Source organism: Pedobacter lithocola (assembly GCF_042650845.1).
GTDB classification, from domain to species: Bacteria; Bacteroidota; Bacteroidia; order Sphingobacteriales; family Sphingobacteriaceae; genus Pedobacter; species Pedobacter lithocola.
Window position 1 is genome coordinate 1 of the sequence record NZ_JBHSBW010000011.1, and the last position, 20,190, is coordinate 20,190.

The 20,190-nt window shown below is 36.1% G+C and carries 17 protein-coding genes and 1 pseudogene; all 18 read right to left on the minus strand.

All coding sequences use genetic code 11. The annotated features are described in order from the left end of the window. Positions 1-2,904, minus strand: a pseudogene (locus ACFOWA_RS10260) (hypothetical protein); the annotation flags it as partial. Between the two features lie 583 nt (positions 2,905-3,487). Continuing rightward, positions 3,488-4,858 carry an NADH-quinone oxidoreductase subunit N gene (locus tag ACFOWA_RS10265; RefSeq protein WP_378984795.1) on the minus strand — a complete coding sequence of 457 codons (1,371 nt, stop codon included), beginning with the start codon at positions 4,856-4,858 and terminating at the stop codon, positions 3,488-3,490. A gap of 3 nt (positions 4,859-4,861) precedes the next feature. Next, on the minus strand, positions 4,862-6,343 hold the full coding sequence (locus ACFOWA_RS10270) for a complex I subunit 4 family protein (protein ID WP_378984796.1): 1,482 nt from the start codon (positions 6,341-6,343) through the stop codon (positions 4,862-4,864). Positions 6,344-6,363: 20 nt separating this feature from the next. Then, positions 6,364-8,265, minus strand: coding sequence for an NADH-quinone oxidoreductase subunit L (gene nuoL, locus ACFOWA_RS10275; RefSeq protein WP_378984797.1), 1,902 nt, complete (start codon positions 8,263-8,265; stop codon positions 6,364-6,366). A gap of 13 nt (positions 8,266-8,278) precedes the next feature. Next, positions 8,279-8,608, minus strand: coding sequence for an NADH-quinone oxidoreductase subunit NuoK (gene nuoK / locus ACFOWA_RS10280; protein ID WP_010601897.1), 330 nt, complete (start codon positions 8,606-8,608; stop codon positions 8,279-8,281). Beyond that, a complete protein-coding gene (locus ACFOWA_RS10285) occupies positions 8,608-9,111 on the minus strand; it encodes an NADH-quinone oxidoreductase subunit J family protein (protein ID WP_378984799.1) in 504 nt (167 codons plus the stop codon). Before ACFOWA_RS10285 ends, nuoK begins: the two co-directional genes overlap by 1 nt. 111 nt (positions 9,112-9,222) lie before the next feature. Next, positions 9,223-9,726, minus strand: coding sequence for a NuoI/complex I 23 kDa subunit family protein (locus ACFOWA_RS10290; RefSeq protein WP_378961179.1), 504 nt, complete (start codon positions 9,724-9,726; stop codon positions 9,223-9,225). A gap of 2 nt (positions 9,727-9,728) precedes the next feature. Beyond that, complete coding sequence (gene nuoH, locus ACFOWA_RS10295; protein ID WP_378984801.1) at positions 9,729-10,766, minus strand: NADH-quinone oxidoreductase subunit NuoH; 1,038 nt, start codon at positions 10,764-10,766, stop codon at positions 9,729-9,731. Continuing rightward, complete coding sequence (locus ACFOWA_RS10300; protein ID WP_378984803.1) at positions 10,766-11,776, minus strand: 2Fe-2S iron-sulfur cluster-binding protein; 1,011 nt, start codon at positions 11,774-11,776, stop codon at positions 10,766-10,768. The genes nuoH and ACFOWA_RS10300 overlap by 1 nt, the downstream gene beginning before the upstream one ends. 68 nt (positions 11,777-11,844) lie before the next feature. Then, on the minus strand, positions 11,845-12,384 hold the full coding sequence (locus tag ACFOWA_RS10305) for an ORF6N domain-containing protein (RefSeq protein WP_378984805.1): 540 nt from the start codon (positions 12,382-12,384) through the stop codon (positions 11,845-11,847). A gap of 108 nt (positions 12,385-12,492) precedes the next feature. Next, on the minus strand, positions 12,493-13,863 hold the full coding sequence (gene nuoF, locus ACFOWA_RS10310) for an NADH-quinone oxidoreductase subunit NuoF (RefSeq protein ID WP_378984807.1): 1,371 nt from the start codon (positions 13,861-13,863) through the stop codon (positions 12,493-12,495). 75 nt (positions 13,864-13,938) lie between these two features. Next, a complete protein-coding gene (locus ACFOWA_RS10315; protein ID WP_378984809.1) occupies positions 13,939-14,454 on the minus strand; it encodes an NADH-quinone oxidoreductase subunit NuoE family protein in 516 nt (171 codons plus the stop codon). Beyond that, positions 14,447-15,661 (minus strand): NADH-quinone oxidoreductase subunit D, encoded by a 1,215-nt coding sequence (locus ACFOWA_RS10320; protein WP_378984811.1) that lies wholly within the window; start codon positions 15,659-15,661, stop codon positions 14,447-14,449. Before ACFOWA_RS10320 ends, ACFOWA_RS10315 begins: the two co-directional genes overlap by 8 nt. 3 nt (positions 15,662-15,664) lie before the next feature. Further along, the gene (locus tag ACFOWA_RS10325; protein WP_378984813.1) at positions 15,665-16,165 is read right to left on the minus strand and encodes an NADH-quinone oxidoreductase subunit C; all 501 of its coding nucleotides are present in this window, start codon (positions 16,163-16,165) and stop codon (positions 15,665-15,667) included. Next, positions 16,165-16,707, minus strand: coding sequence for an NADH-quinone oxidoreductase subunit B (locus tag ACFOWA_RS10330; RefSeq protein ID WP_029282020.1), 543 nt, complete (start codon positions 16,705-16,707; stop codon positions 16,165-16,167). Before ACFOWA_RS10330 ends, ACFOWA_RS10325 begins: the two co-directional genes overlap by 1 nt. Before the next feature lie 176 nt (positions 16,708-16,883). Then, positions 16,884-17,255 carry an NADH-quinone oxidoreductase subunit A gene (locus ACFOWA_RS10335; RefSeq protein ID WP_378984815.1) on the minus strand — a complete coding sequence of 124 codons (372 nt, stop codon included), beginning with the start codon at positions 17,253-17,255 and terminating at the stop codon, positions 16,884-16,886. Positions 17,256-17,338: 83 nt separating this feature from the next. Further along, positions 17,339-19,060, minus strand: a complete 1,722-nt coding sequence (locus ACFOWA_RS10340; RefSeq protein WP_378984817.1) for a tetratricopeptide repeat protein — start codon at positions 19,058-19,060, stop codon at positions 17,339-17,341. A gap of 105 nt (positions 19,061-19,165) precedes the next feature. Continuing rightward, on the minus strand, positions 19,166-20,056 hold the full coding sequence (locus ACFOWA_RS10345; RefSeq protein ID WP_378984819.1) for a PstS family phosphate ABC transporter substrate-binding protein: 891 nt from the start codon (positions 20,054-20,056) through the stop codon (positions 19,166-19,168). Positions 20,057-20,190: the final 134 nt, after the last annotated feature.

The following is a 20,190-nucleotide window of genomic DNA, read 5'->3' on the forward strand; positions in this document are numbered from 1 at the left end:
ATTATAAGTAAGTACATCATTTGGCTTAACCGTTGCAGGATTTCCTACAATCGTTTTCGTTGCCGTGATTTTGCATGGGGACTCTGTTAAAACAACAGGATCAGAGGGTGCAGAACAACTGCCATTACCACTAATCGCGACTGTATAACTACCTGCAGCTAATACTAAGTAATTTTGTGCAGTCGCACCGGCAATAACCACCCCATCTTTATACCATTGGTTAGCGATTGAAGCGGATGAGGTTAAAGTAGCCCCTGAAGCTGTACAAAACGTAGTTGGACCTGTTATTGTTGGCTTAGCTACATTTGGATTTACGGTTATTTGGAAAGTTTGAGGAGTTCCAGGGCATCCTATACCCGTACTTGGTATAACAGTAATGTTAGCTACTATTGGTGAATTACTAGTATTTATTGCGGTAAATGAAATATCTCCCGTACCAATAGCGGCTAAGCCAATTGCAGGATTATCATTTGTCCAATTATATATTGTAGTAACTGGAGTTGATGTTGTTGAATTTGTATATTCAAGCGATTGCGTTCCAGTAAATGGAATTGCCATAAGTTCACCATTACAAGCCGTTTGAGCAGAAACTCCATTTACAGTTGGCTTTGTAAGTACTTTTAAGGTTACCGTTTGTGCAGGCGATGTACAACTTGGCGTGGTTACTACAACTGAATATACCCCTGCCATTGCAGTAGTAACATTTGTTAAATTTTGCACTTTTCCTCTATGGGTTGATCCATCAGGATATGTCCATGTATAAAGCGTACCACCAATAGCGTTAATGTTTAATACCGCATTACCGCCCATACACACTGATTCGCTAACTGGATTATTATTTATAGTTGCTAGTATAATTTGAATAACACTTACATTTTGTGTAGTTTCTGTACCACATGCAGTCTCTCTAATTTTTATAGGATATGTACCTGTTGGCGTATTAGGGAAAATGTTCGAGGATTGCCAAGTACCTCCATTGTCGATGCTGTACTGTAACGTAGCGCCAACAATAACTGTACTAGCAGTAACGACTAAATCACCTTTTCCGCCAGGACCGCAAGCGAAACCACCACTATTTATAGCATCAAAATCTATGCTACTACTAGCCGTAAATGAAATAGTTGGTAACGTAATTAATATACAAGTTTCACCTTTAACCCTTAAACTCAAAGTATAATCGCCATAAGGCATATTGGTAAAACTTTGTGTAGTACCATTCGCATTAACATTACGTGTAGTCCCTACTGTTGAACCTGGGCCTGTTAGAACAACTAATTCAAAATCTGTAGGGTTAGTAAAAGTACCATTTACGGTAAAGTTAAATGAACCACAGGTCGCTGTTTTTGTTAGGCCCGTTATATTGGCATCATATCCATACGCGGATACATCCAGAATAAAATTATCATAACATCCTCCAGCATTATTGTTGTGTAATTTTATTTTATACTCGCCTGTTGGCCAATTTGTATTACCTGTAGTATACTCTAAAAAATAATCTTGATTATATGGGCCAGGAACTAATCTACCTGTTTTTCCTATTGGAACTGAGCTGGTTGAACCTATCACCTCGTAAGTCATACCCGTTACCTGCTGAGGAACTCCAGGCAATGTAATAAGCATTTGAGCTTGCGCACGTACGCATCTATTAGCGATACTATATTTAAATGCAGCTTTAGTATTACCTGCAGTAAGGTCTACAGTAAAATCTAAAGTTCCGCCCGGCCATATTTTTCCATCGTGATCAACAACATACCAATCTACCTTGGTGTTGGGCGTAAAATTTACATATATAGGTCCATCATTTTGATCATTTACTGTAACAACCTTAGTGTTTTCTGGATTTAAAGGGACGGTACCTCCATGATCAACAAAGTAAACCTTTGCAGCTACTGAAACTAGGCTTACCGTCATAATCCTTATTTCTGCCTGAGCCGAGCCACAAGTAGCAAATGGGATTACATCGGGCCCCTTTTGAAAGACAGGAAAAGTTTTACTTGTACCATCACAAATATTACGTACAGTGTACGTAAGTTGATCTCCTTGAGTAACTGACCCTATTGGAAGATTATAGTATCCAGCTGAATTGAATGTAGTGTAAGATTGTGCAGGAAATGTAACACCTGTTGTTACATTTTTGACCTCTACAGTATAAAATTGTCTGTCAGCAACTGGCAAAGACACATAATTGCCTGTATAGAAATCATATGCTTTAATTCTATAACCACCGGAAGCCGTACTTGTATTTTGTAGCACTAAGTAAGCATAATCTGAATTAAGACTGGCTGCAGGTGTAGTCGCATTAACGGTATAAGAACCAGTTGTGTTAATTATTGTTGCTGTAACACAATTATTATCCTTTACCCAAAACTTATAGGAACCAGCTGTAAGCCCTGAAAAAGCAGCTGAAGACTGGAAAGTAGCAGGTGCTGTATTTTGGCCTACTGGCGTAATGCCATAACTCAAATTGCCACTGCCCCCACTTGCAGCTACTGTCAGAGTCCCTGTTGTACCAGAACAATTCTTTACCGTAACCGGAGAAACGGAAGCTGTAATTGGAGTATAGGTTTCTGTGATCGTTACAGGTGCAGAAGTTATAATTGTTGCATCATCATTATTTCCCCTTGCCTTAACGGTATAAGTATCCGCCGGTAGGTCTGTAAAAACATTGCCTGAAGTCCAACCACTGCCACCAAGTGGCCTTATAACGGTTGTGCCTCGTAACAATTGATAACTAACAGGGCTGGCTAATCCACTAGTTGAAGCAGTAATACTGGCACTATTTGGACAAGTTGAATTGGTAACGTTCGTTGTAACACTCTGCGCACTCACAGAATTACATAAGATTGAGAAACAGCAGAAAGCAAAAAAAAAGGCTAGAATAGATCTGTATATGTTTTTTTTCATAAATAAGATTTAGAGGTAAATCCTATTATAAAAACATCATGCCAAGCAGATTTATCAGGCATATAACTTTTAGCCACAGCGCATTAAGAACGCGGAAAGATGCATTTAAAATTGTTAAAGCAATTTCATACCAATAGAAAAATTTTACTTTTAAAGTAGAAACGATCTGATCATAAATTATAACCTTAAGTTTCCATAGGGATTAAATTCCCCAAAAATTCACGATTTTTAAAATTTGTAGAACAAAAACTACAATTTAAGACGAAAATGAAATCAAATACAATCATTTGCATCCGCAAAAATTATAAAGTGTGGTATCTTAATAAGAAAAAGAAATTTATTTTACATGATGCACATATCCTAATAGAATTTCATAATTCAATCTTAAATTGAGATTTAAAAATCTAATTATAATTTAATTATCAAGAATTGTGATCCTTTTATGAGATATAATTTGACGTTGGTAAAATCAATTTAAGATGACCGCATACGTTTAGACATACAGTAAATTGTAACTGTTATAACTCATTGGTTATACACAATTTAAGCATGAACTGAGACTACATCAAATGAAGCTTAGTTACTATATTAGGTTTAAAATAATTGCAGGGTAAATACCTAAAATTAGCGTAATCGCTACTGAAACCAATAAAACAACCTTGTATTGCGAAGGTGTAGAAAGTTCTGTATCTGCACCATCTTTAAACCAAACGGCAACAATAACCTTAAAATAATAGTAGAAACCCACCAATGCATTTAAGATAGCAAAGCCAACCAAAATAGTGTGGTAATCGCCCATTACGTTAAGAAACATAAGGTATTTACCTATAAAACCCGCCGTTAGCGGAATACCTGCCAGTGATAACATGGCCACGGTTAGAGATAAAGCAACTAAAGGATTTTTCTTACCTAATCCATTGAAACTTTCAAAGCTATCGCTACCTGTTTTTTGTTTTACTAAAATTAATACTGCGAAAGCAATTATTGATGCAAAAGTATATGCCGCTGCATAAACCAAAACATTACTTTCAGAATTTTTTGTTAGCACAATAAGCGAAAACAACAAATAACCTGCATGTGAAATACTGGAATATGCCAACATACGTTTAAAGTTCTTTTGAAATAACGCAGTTACATTGCCAATAAATAAGGTTAAGCAAACAATAACCATTAATGGAATTACATAAAAATCATGAAGTGGTGCGAATGCTCCTGCAAATAACCTTAAAAAAGCAGCAAAACCAGCTGTTTTAACCACCGTACTCATAAAAGTAGTGATTAGTGTAGGTGAGCCTTCGTAAACATCTGGTGTCCAAAAATGGAAAGGTGCAGCACCAACTTTAAAGCATAAACCAATCATCATCAAGATTACGCCTGGATAAAATATTGGAGAAATTGCTTTACTATTATCTACCAAATAAGCTTGAATTTTATCTAAATCGAAAGAACCTGTAGCTCCATAAATTAAAGTGATACCAAACAATAAAAACCCTGTTGAGAAGGCACCCATTAAGAAATATTTTAATGAGGCTTCGTTTGATGCAAAATTCCTTTTGCGAATGCCTGCAAGTATATATAGACTGACCGACATAATTTCCAAGCCTACAAACAACATCGCCATATTTTTGTACGATACCATCATAATCATCCCTGCTAAGGCAAATAGAATTAAAGTATAGTATTCGGCTATATTATCACTTTTAACGTGGAAATAATTTTGTGTTAACAAGAAAATTAAAAGCGTTCCGATTATGCATACAGCTGAGAATGCCAAAGCAAAATTATCAGTTTGCATCATACCGAAATGAATAGCATTGCCATTCCAAGCAGTGAAAGTAAATCCTAATGCAGTAAGTAAGCCAACAACGGTAAGCGGCAATGCTTTATTTGCTTTAAACAAACCTGCATAAAGTACAATAAAAGCTGTTATACTAATGGTTATAATAATATTCATTGCTTATTTTACTGATGTTAATTTTTGATTTACCTGTTCTAATAAATGTTGTACAGATGCCTCTGTTAAGTGCAATAATGGTTTTGGGTAAACTCCCAAGATTATGATTAAAGCACAAATAATATAAAGAACTAATTTTTCAGTCCCTTGGATATCGGTGAATGTAATGGTTAATTCATTGGTTTTGCCCAGCATTACATTTTGATACATGCGCAACATGTAAACGGCTCCAAAAATGATAGTTAAGCCAGCAACTGCCGCAGCCCAAATACTGTAGTTATAAACGCCCATTAATAATAAAAACTCTCCAATAAAACCATTCGTTCCTGGTAAAGCAACTGTTCCTAAAACGATGATTAGGAATGTGATTGCCAATTGAGGCGCAACTTTAGCAATACCACCTAGTTCTTCAATTTTATTGGTTTTTAGACGAGAAAAGATAATATCTAAAACGAAAAATAAACCCACAACATTAATACCGTGACTTAACATTTGTACCATCGCTCCTTGCATACCTTGTAAACCAAGACTTCCAAGATTAAAGGATGCAAAAATGCCTGCTGCGATTAAACCAACGTGAGCGATAGAGGAATAAGCTACCAAACGTTTTGCATCTTTCTGGGTGAAAGCTATAATTGATGCATAAACAATTCCAATAATTGAAAGTACCATTGCCAAACAAGACCAATCTTGCACGCCAGTTGGTACAATTGGTAATAACCATCTAATTACACCATAAATACCCATTTTTAACATAATACCCGATAGCAACATCGTTCCTTGAGTTGGTGCAACGGTGTAAGTATCTGGCTGCCAAGTATGGAAGGGGAAAATTGGCATCTTAATCGCAAAAGCGATAAAGAAAGCCCAAAAAATCCATCCTTGTTGTGCGCTATCTAAATTTAAAGCATAAAACGCCTGAATATCAAAATTGTGAACAGGGTTTTGTAGGTACAAATAAATTATCCCCATCAACATAAACAATGAACCCGCAATCGTGTAAACGAAAAATTTCATATTGATGCGAACCCTATCTTTTCCACCCCAAAATGCGCAGATGAAATAAATTGGTATCAACGCACCCTCCCATCCGATGTAGAATAAGAAAGCGTCCATTGCTGTAAAAACCAATAATAAGCCTGTTTGCATAAATAAAATCAATGCATAAAAAGCAGCAGGATTTTTATAGTCGTGTTTGTAGCTTGAAAGAATGATAATCGGCACCAATAAGTTAGTAAGCAATACAACCAACATGCTAATTCCATCGATACCTGCATGGAAACGGATGCCTAATTCAGCTATCCAAGGCAAATTTGCCTCAAACTGAGTGCTTGCGTTTGGTATAAAGCTACAAGCAATAAACAAAGCCAAGCCTAAAGATGCAGCCGAAATTACGGTCGAAACCATTTTAGCAGACTTACCCGAAAATGCTGTAATTATAGCACCAACAAGCGGAAGAAATATAAGTAGTAAAAGTTGTTCCATTATTTAATTTTGAACCCTTTTTATATGTAATAAAATGTATATGCAAGCAAAGCGATGATACCAAATACCATCATAAATATATAGAAACCTACGTTTCCACTTTGTAACAAACGAACGCCTTTACTGGCCTCGTTTGTACTCCATCCTAATCCATTTACTATTCCATCGATAAATTTTGTATCAATAACCCTATAAAAGAATTTAGAAAAAGCATCCAATGGCTTTGTAATGATGAAATCGTAAATTTCATCTAAATAGAATTTATGGTAAGATAATTTTGCTAGTGCTGAACGTGGTGCCTCATCAGCAACCGGAACATGAGAACCTTTCACATATCTGATGTAAGCATAAAGCAAAGCGACTACAGCGGCAACAACTGAAACACCCATCAAGGTAAATTCAATTGAGTGACTTAAACCTAACTCATGCTGTGCAACACCTGCGCCAGTTAACCAATGTGCTAACCACTCGTTACCACCAAATACATGTGGTATATTAATGGCTCCTCCAATTGCAGCTAAAATAGCCAGAATTACTAAAGGTGTAGTCATTGATACTGGTGATTCGTGAACGTGACTTTCTTCGTGATGAGTACCTCTATACTTTCCTGAAAAAGTAAGGAACATCATTCTAAACATGTAAAATGCAGTTAAAAATGCAGTTAAGACACCAATGCCCCAAAGCACCGGACTATATTGAAATGCATGAGCTAAAATTTCATCTTTTGAGAAAAAACCTGAAAACGGTGGTAACCCTGCAATTGCAATAGTACCAATCATCATGGTTAAAAATGTTACCGGAAGTTTTTTTCTTAATCCACCCATGTGTCGCATATCCTGTTCATGGTGCATGGCATGAATAACCGAACCAGCGCCAAGGAATAACAAAGCTTTAAAGAATGCGTGGGTTAATACGTGGAAAAATGAGCCTGTATATGCGCCAACACCTAACCCTAAAAACATATAACCCAACTGAGATACTGTAGAATAAGCCAATACTTTTTTAATATCAGTTTGGGTTAAGGCAATAATTGCAGCTACCAAGGCTGTTGCTGCCCCTATAATTGCTATAATGTGTTGTGTTAATGGTGCAAGGTCGAACAATACGCTAGAGCGGGCAATCATATAAATACCTGCTGTAACCATTGTCGCTGCGTGAATTAAAGCAGAAACAGGTGTTGGTCCGGCCATAGCATCTGGTAACCAGGTAAATAATGGTAATTGTGCCGATTTACCACATGCACCAATAAATAATAATATGGTAATTAAAATTATTGTTTGGTTACCTGGCAACATATTAGCTGCCTGAGGAAATATTTTTGAAAACTCTAAACTTCCGAAAAAGTTGAACATTAAGAATACACCTAATAAAAAGCCCAAATCTCCAATACGATTCATTACAAAAGCTTTCTTAGCTGCTGAAGCATAAGCGCTATTGGTGTACCAAAAACCAATTAGCAAGTAAGAGCATAAACCTACACCCTCCCAGCCGATAAACATTACGATGTAGTTTGAACCCAATACCAGTAATAGCATGAAGAATACAAACAGGTTTAAATAAGAGAAAAACTTACCAAAACCTTCATCATTGTGCATGTAACCTGTAGAATAAAGGTGAATTAAAAACCCAATCCCGGTAATTATTAACAACATGATTGAACTTAATGGGTCAACCAGGAACGATAAAGGAATGTGTAATGTACCAGCACTAATCCAATCGAATAAAAATACTTCGTGAGATTTTTGTGTATCGCCTTGTAAACTAAAGAAAATAACTACGCTGATGATAAAGGAGGCAAAGATTACTCCGCTCCCGATGATACCAACAACTCCTTTAGATAAAGAATTTCTGCCCAGTCCGTTAATTACAAAACCTAAAAAAGGAAGTAACGGAACTAACCAAATCAATTGTTCTATTGTCATTCTTACTATATATTTACCACTTAAGGCGATTTAAAACATTAATATCTATCGATTTTGTATTTCTATATACCATTACGATTATTGCCAAACCAACTGCAACTTCTGCAGCTGCAAGTGCCATAATAAAGAATACAAAAACCTGTCCTGATGGGTCGTTACTATGAACCGAAAAAGCTGTTAAAAGCAAGTTTACTGCATTTAACATCAACTCAACCGACATAAAAATTACGATTGCATTTCTGCGGGTCAGTACACCAATAACACCAATTGTGAAGATAATTGCACATAAATAGATGTAGTGATTTAGCGGAACGCCTGCCATTTGTGTAGTTAAATTTTCCATTATGCCTCTACCTCATCTCTTTTAGATAATAAAACGGCTCCAACCATTGCTGCCAATAGTAATAGAGATGATAATTCGAATGGCAATAAGAACGGGCCAAAAAGCTCTTTACCTAAATTTTCTACCAAACCTAATCCCGGATTTTTCAAAATAAGGGGACTTGTAATTGTTGCTGCTTTAAAAGAACCAACTAGCGTTACTATTAAACAACAACCAGCAATTAAACCCACAATTTTTATTAATGGCGATTTAACTGGCTCAGTTTCCTTATTTAAGTTGAGGAGCATTAGCACAAATAAAAACAACACCATGATTGCACCCATGTAAACAATAAAGTTTACAACAGCTAAAAATTGAGCATTCAACAATACATAGTGCACGGTGAATGTAAAAAATGTAAGAATTAAGTACAATACGCTATGGATTGGATTTTTTGCAAAAATCACCATCAGCGAAAAGATGATACTTAATGTGGCTACGAAATAGAATACTTGTGTACTCATTAATTTATTATTTGTTTGTACACCTCGTCATTGCGAGGCACGAAGCAATCTCATTTTTATTGCCATTGCTTTAGGATTGCTTCGTTCCTCGCAATGACGTACTAGTAAAAATTATTTTTTCATTTCTAAAGGAGCCTCAACCAACTTATCCTTACCGTAAATAAAATCTTTACGTAAATAATCAGCTGGTACAATAGGTCCGTCTAAATAAATTGCCTCTTTCGGACAAGCCTCTTCACACAGTCCACAGAAAATGCAACGCAACATGTTAATTTCATAAGTTGCAGCATATTTTTCCTCACGATATAAGTGCTTTTCCTCATTTTTACGTTCTGCAGCAATCATGGTAATCGCCTCAGCTGGACAAGATAATGCACATAAACCGCAAGCAGTACAACGCTCCTTACCATTTTCATCACGTTTAAGAGAGTGCATACCTCTAAAGTTTGCAGAAAACTCACGCTCTACTTCAGGATATCTTATAGTTGCTTCTTTTTTAAATAAGTGACTGATGGTAATGCCCATCCCTTTCGCAATTGCAGGCAAATACATGCGCTCCATAAAGCTTAAAGGCTTTTGCTCCAGTACTTTTTTCTTGTTACTTAATGATTCCATAATTAAAACTTCTCAATAATTGCAATCACAACACCAGTTATAATAATATTAGCAATTGCCAAAGGTATTAAACCTTTCCAACCTAAATTCATTAATTGATCATAACGGAAACGAGGGATTGTCCAACGTACCCACATGAAGAAAAAGATGAAGAATACTATTTTTCCAAAGAAAATTGCTGTGCCAAATAATGGTGCCCAAGTTGGACCTAACCAAACTGCCATTGAATCCATCCCTGGGTAATTATAACCTCCAAAATATAATGTTGCCATTACAGCCGATGAAACAAACATGTTGATGTATTCAGCAAATAGATAGAAACCCAATTTCATGGAAGAATACTCTGTGTGATAACCACCAATTAATTCAGTTTCACATTCTGGCAAATCGAAAGGTGCACGATTGGTTTCTGCAAAAGAACAAACCATAAAGATTAAAAATCCTAATGGTTGATACCAAACATTCCAATTTAGGCCGTGTTGCTGTTCAACAATGGTTTTTAAACTTAATGTATTGGTCATTAAAAGCAAAGCGATGATGGATAACCCCATTGCAATTTCATAGCTGATGTTTTGAGATGCTGCACGAATTGCACTTAATAAAGAATATTTATTGTTTGATGCCCAACCACCAATCATTACTCCATAAACACCTAAAGATACTACTCCAAAGATATATAAAACACCAACGTTAATATCTGCAACCTGTAATGGAACCATTTTGCCGCCAATTTCCATTGGGCTACCCCAAGGTATAACAGCTGTACCTATACAAGCACAAAGTAATGCCAAACCAGGGCCAATAATGAATAACCATTTGTTTGATGAAGTCGGAATAATTTCCTCTTTCATAAACATTTTAACACCATCAGCTAAAGGCTGCAAAATACCAAAAGGACCTGCTCTATCCGGACCTAAGCGGTCTTGCAAATAGGCGGCTACTTTACGTTCTGCATAAGTAGAATACATGGCAACAACTAAACTGATACCGAAAATAACCGCTACCAGAATGAATTTTTCTATGATAAAACCTGTATCCATTAGTATTTTACTGTTTTATGTAACTCAATTTCATTTGCAGCTTGTAAAGCCTGATTTGGCTGAATTACATGCAAAGGTTTTAGTGTTTCGTAGTGGTTTGATGCAATAACCGAAGTATCATCTATGTGTGTTGGATGCTCTATAACCCAATCTGAAGTGGCTTTTTTATCGAAGCGACAAGTATTACAAATGAACTCTTCTACCTCACCAAACTGGTCTTTACGAGCGGTAACACGTAATACATCTTCTCCTTTGTACCAAAGTGTTACTTTACCATTGCACTTTTCATGGTCGCAATTGCGATGTGCATCAACCGGTTTTGTAAACCAAACACGGTTTTTAAAGCGGAAAGTTCTATCTGTTAAAGCACCAACCGGACAAACATCAATTACGTTTCCAGAGAAATCATTATCAACCGCTTGTTGTATGTATGTTGAAATTTCAGAGTGGTCGCCACGGTTTAATATACCATGAACGCGTTTATTTGTAATCTGGTCGGCTGTGAAAACACAACGATAACACAGAATACAACGATTCATGTGTAGTTGAATTTTATCACCTATATCAATACGATCGAAAGTACGGCGCTCAAACTCATAACGGGTTTTTTGCAATCCGTGTTCGTAACCTAAATTTTGTAAATCACACTCACCTGCCTGGTCACAAACAGGACAATCCAATGGGTGATTAATCAATAAAATTTCTACAACACCTGCACGAGCTTCCAAAACCTCGGGCGAAGTAATATTAAGCACTTCCATACCATCCATTACTGTTGTACGGCAAGATGCAACCAATTTTGGCATTGGGCGTGGGTCTTTTTCCGAACCTTTTGTTACCTTAACAATACAGGTACGGCATTTACCACCACTGCCTTCTAATTTAGAATAATAGCACATGGCTGGCGGAACAATATCACCTCCTATTTGCCTAGCAGCATTTAGAATAGTGGTTCCGTTGTCAACCTCTACAGTTATCCCATCTATCGTAACCTTAACTTTTTCACTCATGGTTAATGATAATCTTTATATATCTTATGCTTATTCTGTCAAATTCGAACAATTAAGCAATTATTTTATTACTTCTCTTTAGAGATTTTAAAACCAATTTCATTTCTTGGCTGAGCCTTCTGTTCCAATAGTTCATCAAAATATCTGAATATCACTTCAATATTCTTATCTTGATTATCTACTTTCTTCTTTATTTTCTCAACTTCCAATCTTATTTCCGTATTACTTAAAACCATCGTTCTAAGCTGTACAAACACATCGATAATTTTAATACTCATATCTATCGCCTGTTTACTTTTTAAAACATTTGATAGTTGCAAAATACCATGTTCGCTAAATGCGAACGGAAGATATTTTGAATATTTTCCTTGTTCTAAGATCACAAATTGTGATCTTAGAACCTCGTTTTCTTCTTTAGTTAACTCAAACATAAAGTTTTTTGGAAAACGCTCTGTATTTCGTCTAACCTGTTGTTTTAAATGTCTATTCTCAACACCAAAAAGTTCCGCCAAATCAGAATCTAACATCACCTTTACTCCCCTAAAAAGATATATTTTATTAATTATAATTTCATTGGGGATAACTGTTGGTGATATTTCTTCCTTCATTTACATAAACATCTTTACTTTAAGTTCACTTTCTAAGGTCGCAAAGTGCGACCTTAAGATTTATTTTATTTAGTCTTTTTCGTGCCTCCAACAATAAGGCCAATTTAGTTATTTCTCTTCCGTAACCGGAGGAGCTTTTTCAATCGGCACAGCATAATTTGCTATACCATAATTTTGCTGCTGGCTTTTAATTGGCTCTTTAATATGCCATTCAAACTCATCTCTAAAATGACGAATTGCACTTGCTACTGGCCAAGCTGCAGCATCACCTAACGGACAAATGGTATTCCCTTCTATTTTACGTTGAATATCCCAAAGCAAATCCACATCATCCATCGAACCATGACCGTGTTCAATTTTATGCAATACTTTTTCCATCCATCCCGTACCTTCACGGCATGGCGAACACTGTCCGCAACTTTCGTGGTGATAAAAACGAGAGAAATTCCAAGTATTGCGAACAATACATTGGTCTTCATCAAAAGCAATGAAACCACCAGAACCCATCATTGTACCGGTTGCAAATCCACCTTCTGATAAAGATTCGTAACTCATTAATCGAGCTTCGCCGTTAGCGTATTTCAAAGTTAAGTTAGCTGGCAAAATTGGTACAGATGAACCTCCTGCAACTGTTGCCTTTAAACGTTTTCCATTAGCAATACCACCGCAATATTCATCCGAATAGATAAATTCTTCAACTGGTAAGCCTAATTCAATTTCATAAACACCTGGTTTTACTAAATTACCCGATGCGGATATTAATTTTGTACCTGTACTTCTACCAATACCTATTTTTGCATATTCTTCGCCGCCATCGTTAATAATCGGTACCACGGCAGCAATTGATTCTACATTATTTACCACAGTTGGGCAACCGTACAAACCTGCAATTGCAGGAAAAGGTGGTTTAATTCTTGGGTTACCTCGCTTGCCTTCCAATGATTCTAACAAAGCGGTTTCTTCTCCACAAATGTAAGCACCACCACCTGGCTGAACGTATAACTCTAAATCGTAACCTGTGCCTAAAATGTTCTTACCTAACCATCCGGCAGCTTTGGCCTCGGCAATTGCTTTTTCCAGGATGCGAATTTGAGGCATCATCTCACCACGAACATAGATGTAGGAAACCTTAGCACCTAAAGCAAAACTCGAAACAATCATTCCTTCAATTAAAGCATGAGGAATGTGTGTCATTAAATAGCGGTCTTTAAAAGTTCCCGGCTCAGATTCATCAGCATTACACACTAAGTAACGTGCAACACCTTCTGGCTTCGCCAAAAAGCTCCACTTCATTCCGGTAGGGAAACCAGCACCGCCACGACCGCGTAAGCCCGATTTTTTTACTTCTTCAACAATCTCTTCAGGTGTTAAAGTTTTCAGGGCTTTTTCCACAGCACGATACCCACCTTTTTGGCGATAGACTTCAAGCGTGTTGATGCCTGGTACGTTTATATGCTCAAGTAATAATTTACGACTCATTTTATCAGTCAATTAGTCATTGGTCATTAGTTCATTAGTCGATAGCCGAAAGACTAAAGGTTCAAAACTTTTACCTTATGACTTCGTCTTTAAATCTTCAATCAATTTATCTACACTTTCTTCAGTGAGGTTTTCATAAAAAGTATATTCCGGGCTAATTTGTAAAACCGGACCGAAGCCACAAGCGGCTAAACACTCAACTCCTCTAAAGCTAAATAAACCATCTGCAGTAACTTCACCTTCTTTAACACCTAACTTAGTTTCTAAGTGGCTTAATATTTTTTCGGCGCCAACCAAACAACAAGGACCAGTTCTGCAAACCTCCAAAGCATACTTACCTTGTGGTTTTAAAAAGTACATAGTGTAAAATGTTGCTACCTCATATACTTCAATTGGTTGAATATTTAAATATTCAGCAACCTTATCCATTGCTGGTGTGCTTACCCAAAGATATTCTGCTTGCACCAAATGTAACAATGGCAGCAAAGCTGATTTGTGTTTACCTTCAGGGTAACGGCTTTTAACATCATCAAACTTGGCAAGCAATTCTGATGAAAACTGTACAGGTGTTTGTTCTTCTACTTTAAGCATCTAATTCTCCTGCAATAATATTCATACTACTCATGTTGATAATGGCATCGGATAATAACATACCCTCGCTCATTGGAGCAAACATTTGGTAATTTATAAAACTTGGTCTGCGGAAGTGTAAACGGTAAGGTGTACGACCTCCATCATTAATCAGATAGAAACCTAACTCACCATTTCCGCCTTCTACAGCGTGATAAACTTCTGCTTTTGGTGCATCAATTTCGCCCATCACAATTTTAAAGTGATAGATTAATGCCTCCATATTATTATAAACTTCTTGTTTTGGTGGAAGGTAAAAATCAGGAACATCAGCATGAAAAATGCCTTTTGGTTCTGTTTTTAATTTCACAACGGCTTGCTCAATAATTCGAACACTTTGCCACATTTCTTCGTTACGAACCAAGTATCTGTCGTAAATATCACCACTTGTACCTACGGGAATTTCAAAATCAAAATCCTGATAAGAAGAATATGGGTCGGCAACGCGAACATCGTAATCTACACCAGCTGCACGAAGAAGCGGGCCAGTCCAGCTGTACTCTAAAGCGGCCTCTTTGGTTACTTCTGCAACACCAGCAGTTCTATCAATAAAAATACGATTACGTGTTAAAAGGTTTTCAAACTCCTTTAAAGCAACCGGAAATTCTTTTAAAAATTTATTAATTTTTGCGAAGGCAATTTCATTGAAATCTCTTTCAAAACCACCGATACGACCAATATTTGTTGTTAAACGAGCACCACAAACCTCTTCAAAAATTTCGTAAATGTGTTCACGGAACTGGAAAAGATAAAGGAAAGTTGTGGTTGCACCAGTATCCTGACCAATAATCGTATTACAAATAATATGATCGGAAATGCGTGAAAGTTCCATAATGATTACGCGTAAATAATCTACACGTTTTGGCATTTGGATATTTAATAATTTTTCAACCGTCATGTGCCACCCCATATTGTTAATTGGCGATGAGCAATAGTTTAAACGGTCGGTTAATGGAGTAATTTGATAAAATGGACGATGCTCGGCAATCTTTTCGAAAGCACGATGAATGTACCCAATAGTAGAAACGCCGCTTACAATACGTTCGCCATCTAATTGCAAAACGTTTTGAAAAACGCCGTGGGTAGCAGGGTGTGTTGGACCTAAATTTAGGGTTACCAACTCACTTTGCGGGTCGTTATCTGTAAATACCGGATGGTTATGATTCATATTTTACCTTCCAAAAAATTCGTCTTTTTTATCAACTCTGTTTGGGTCTTCCAAAGGATATTGCTTTAACATTGGATGAACACCTAAATCATCCATATTTAAAATGCGGCGTAAATCTGGATGTCCTTCAAACCTAACTCCGAATAAATCATAGGTTTCGCGTTCCATCCAGTTTGCACCTTTCCAAACAGTTGTTGCTGTAGGGATAGTTGGATTTTGCTCTGAGATAAAAACCTTAATTCTGATTCTTACACGCTCTACCATGTTATTTAAATGGTAAACCACTGCAATACCATGGTGTTGCCCAGGATAATGTACAGCGGTAATGTCGGTTAAGAAATTGAATTTTAATTCGTCTTTAAGATACGAAAGTACATTTATGATAACATCTTTGTAAGTTACAAAAGTTAATAAACCGTAAGGCTCAGAAACCGCAGTAACTTTTTCACCAAACTTTTCAGTAAGCTTAACGTGGATGTTATTATTTAGAGTCGTTGCTTCCATTATTTAATGCCGTATTGACCTAAAAGTTCTTTATAATAATCAGAATTTCTTCTTCTTCCGGATTCGTTTCTTACCAAATCCTGAATGCGTTGGAAACCATCTAAAATAGCTTCTGGCCTTGGCGGGCAACCCGGAACGTAAACATCCACCGGAATAACTTCATCAATACCTTGCAAAACTGAATAGGTATCGAAAATACCACCACTACTTGCACATGCGCCAACAGCCATTACCCAACGTGGTTCAGCCATTTGGATATAAACCTGCTTAAGTACTGGAGCCATTTTTTTGGCAATAGTACCCATTACCATTAAAACATCGGCCTGACGAGGAGAAAAACTCAAACGTTCTGCACCAAAACGACCTAAATCGTAATGAGAACCCATGGTTGCCATAAACTCAATTCCGCAGCATGATGTTGCGAAAGGTAATGGCCATAATGAATTTGAACGAGCCAAACCAATTACTTTATCCATCGAAGTGGCAAAGAAACCAGAACCCTCTATACCGGGAGGCGCATCAACTATATTAATTTCACTCATGTTTATAAACAAAAAATGCTCATTCCTTTGCAGAATGAGCAACAAATTTACAATATTTTAAAGCCAATTAACTAGCTTAAGTCGATTTAGAACCTTTCTAAATAAATGAGGTTGGTTTTCGGTTTATAGCTACTACTAGCCAGTTTTCAAGTGAGAATTGCCTACTTGCAACTGACCTAATTCCAGTCTAAAACTTTTTTCTTCATTACATAAACAAAGCCTAATAGCAGCGTTCCCATAAAAATGAACATTTCTATCATTCCATCCATTTTTAAGGCTCTAAAATTTACTGCCCATGGATACATGAAGATCACCTCTATATCAAAAAGCACGAACAAAATAGCAACCACAAAATACTTAATTGAAAACGGTTGGCGAGCATTACCTACTGATTTAACACCAGCTTCGAACGTTTCCAACTTATCGCTCGTTTTACGCTTAGGCCCCAAAAAGTGTGTGGCAACCAAAGTGGTTACTACAAAACCTAAAGCCACAATTACTTGAAATATAATTGGTAAAAAATCTATCGAGGTGCTTGGCGCTTGCATAATATTTATTTTCTGAATGCAAAAGTAAAAGAAAAAGGCAGAGTAACAAAACTCTGCCTTTTCTAAATTATTTAACTATTTAATTATTTACCTTTTCCTTTTGGAGCTGGTGCAGCCAATTCTTTTAGTTTTGTTGCTGCAAAAGTTCCGCTTGGATATACAGCTACACTTTTATCAAAATATTCTTTCGCTTTAGTTTTATCTTTATAGAAATAGAAACCACCTAAAGTATCATAAGCTTCTGATAAACGTTTTGGGTATGTACCTGTTGTAGCGATCTCTGGCTTAGCAGTTACTTTAGTAATAAACTCCTCATAATAAGGAACCATCAATCCTTTTGGATCTTTGTCATCGTCCAATAAACTGTTAATACGAGCTCTTGTTAAATACGCATCATAAGTTTCTGGAGAAATCTGAGTTACTTTAGCAATTGCCGAATCTGCTTTAACTAAAATATCTTTAGATGGATTTTGTTTAGCACTATATTTTGCACCGTAATCAAAATAATTAGCCATTGCATTATAATAGTAATTATATAATGAGCCTTTTCCATTAGGATTAGCTTTTATAGCTTTTTCATAAACTTGAGCCGCTTTTGCATATTTCTTAGCATCGTATAAGCTTTTTGCAACTTCAGATAATGCATCAGCATTTGTAGAATCTTTCTCTACCGCTTTAGTGATATTGATTAATGCTAAACTATCCTGACCAGCTTTTAATTGCGCTTTACCTAAATATAGATAATCGAAAGTTAAAATTTTGCTTGTATCTTTTTGTTTTGCAAAATAATCAGTCATGTTAGTTAATGCTAACGGATAATTTTTGTTTTCGTAAGCAGACCAACCTTTTAATCTAGATACGATAATTGCTTTTGGATCGTTTGCCGGAACCTTAATAGATGATGCTACTTGCTCCAATGCTGGGAAATCCTTTGCATAAAACAAGAACTGCATGTAACGTAATTGAGATTCAGTAGATTTATCGGTTAAATCAAGGTATTTTTTGTAATATTCTACACCTTTAGCCGCTTTCTCTTTATCAGTACCAAAACTACTCCATTGCAAATATAATTCACCTAATTCACGGTAAGCTGGACCATAATTAGGGTCAGCTGCAATTACTTCTTGGAGTTCTTTCTCACCTTCAGCAAAAGCACGCGATTCTTTATACATTTTACCAACCTGAGTTTTTGCTCTTCTATTTGTTGGATCAATACTACTTACGGTAAAGTACGGTGTTAAAGCTTCAGAATTTTTCTTTTGCAAGGCATAAGCATCACCAATAGCGATAAATACATCTGCGTCTTTATCCTTTGAATCCAATTCATCAGCTTTAGTTAGATTCGTAATCGCATTAGCAAAATCTGGTTTTGAAACGTCATCACTTGGCTTATCTTGAGCTAAATATGCTTTACCAATAGCTAAATACGTTTTATAATCTTTTGAATTAACAGAAACTGCTTTATCAAAATTTGTTTTAGCAGAAGTTGGATTGTTTGATAACAAATCCGCCTCTCCTAAACCGGCGTAATTGGATGCATTTTTAGCATCAGCTGCTACTCCTTTATTAAAAACTACTCTAGCCGAATCAATATATCCAGTTTTAAGATATACCATTCCAAGATTGTAATAATTATCACCATTTGAAGCTTGAGAGTTCACTAAAGATTTAAGCATTGATGATGCTTTTTGGTATTGCTCAGCATCAATCGCTTTTTTCGCGTCAGTTAAACTTTGAGCAAAAACTGCAGAACCCATCAACACCAAACCTACATTTAAGGTTATTGCTTTCTTTAAAATTTTCATAGTTCTTTAATATGTTTTTAATGGTTGTAAAGCTTATGCAAGCTTAATCTGATTTTTGTTTTTAATTATTGATTGATTATTCAATCGTGGTTCAATTTACTAAAATTATTTATAATTAATCTGCCTAGGCATAAGCTTGTGAGGAGCTAATTCTGATTTAAGTACAATTAACTGACCTCGCTGGCTTCTTAACCATACTGCAAATCCTGTGCCTAAACCATCTCTACCCTCACAATCAATTATATTTATATTTCGTAAAAATGGATAAACGCCATTTATAAGATTGTCTTGAGTAGGTTTATAAAATTTATCGTCACCAATTTTACCTTTATAGTTCTTCAATCCTAAAGTCTTAATCTTATCCTTATTGGATACAAACACTGCATTCTTTTCTGATAACCAATTTACACCAACTACACCAATGAAATTCTTATCGTTAGCAATTAATTGGATAACTTCGTTAGCGTTGTTTTTAGCATATACATTACTCGGTGGAAATTGCTTAACGCCTGCCAATTCTTTCAGGTATTTAAATGTACTCGAATAAGCATTGTCAAACATTAATTTTTTTGAAGAGCTCTTTCCTTGAAGTACATCTATAACATCTTTAACGTTAACAACGCTATCAATATTATCGTTGTTTGTGATTAGGGCTATGCCATCAACTGCAAAACGGGATGTATTTATCTTAATGTTTCTTTGTGTATAGTACTTCTCTTCTTGCTTTGTTAATAATCTTGGTAATATAATTACTCTAACGCTATCATTTAAAAATGCAGGAATAATTTTCTCTTCGGGTTTGAACGTTGCTAGAAAATTTGCATCAGGATAATCGATTTTAAAAATATCCATTTCTCGCTGAACTAAAGGGCCAACAGTTTCATCAACCAGAATCTTCATTGTGCCGCTTGTGCGAGTTTCTTTTAATTCATCTTTTTTCTTTTGTTTACAAGAAAATAATGATAGTAAAGCAAGTAATATAAAAACGTTTTTCATCAATTAATCTCGTTTCCCAAGGCTTAGTAAACGTACAAAAGCGTAGATAATTAAAAACACACCAATTGCTATTTTATATGGCTGACCAATATTTAGCGGCAAGTTTTTCCAGAAGATGCATGCGAGGCCAATGC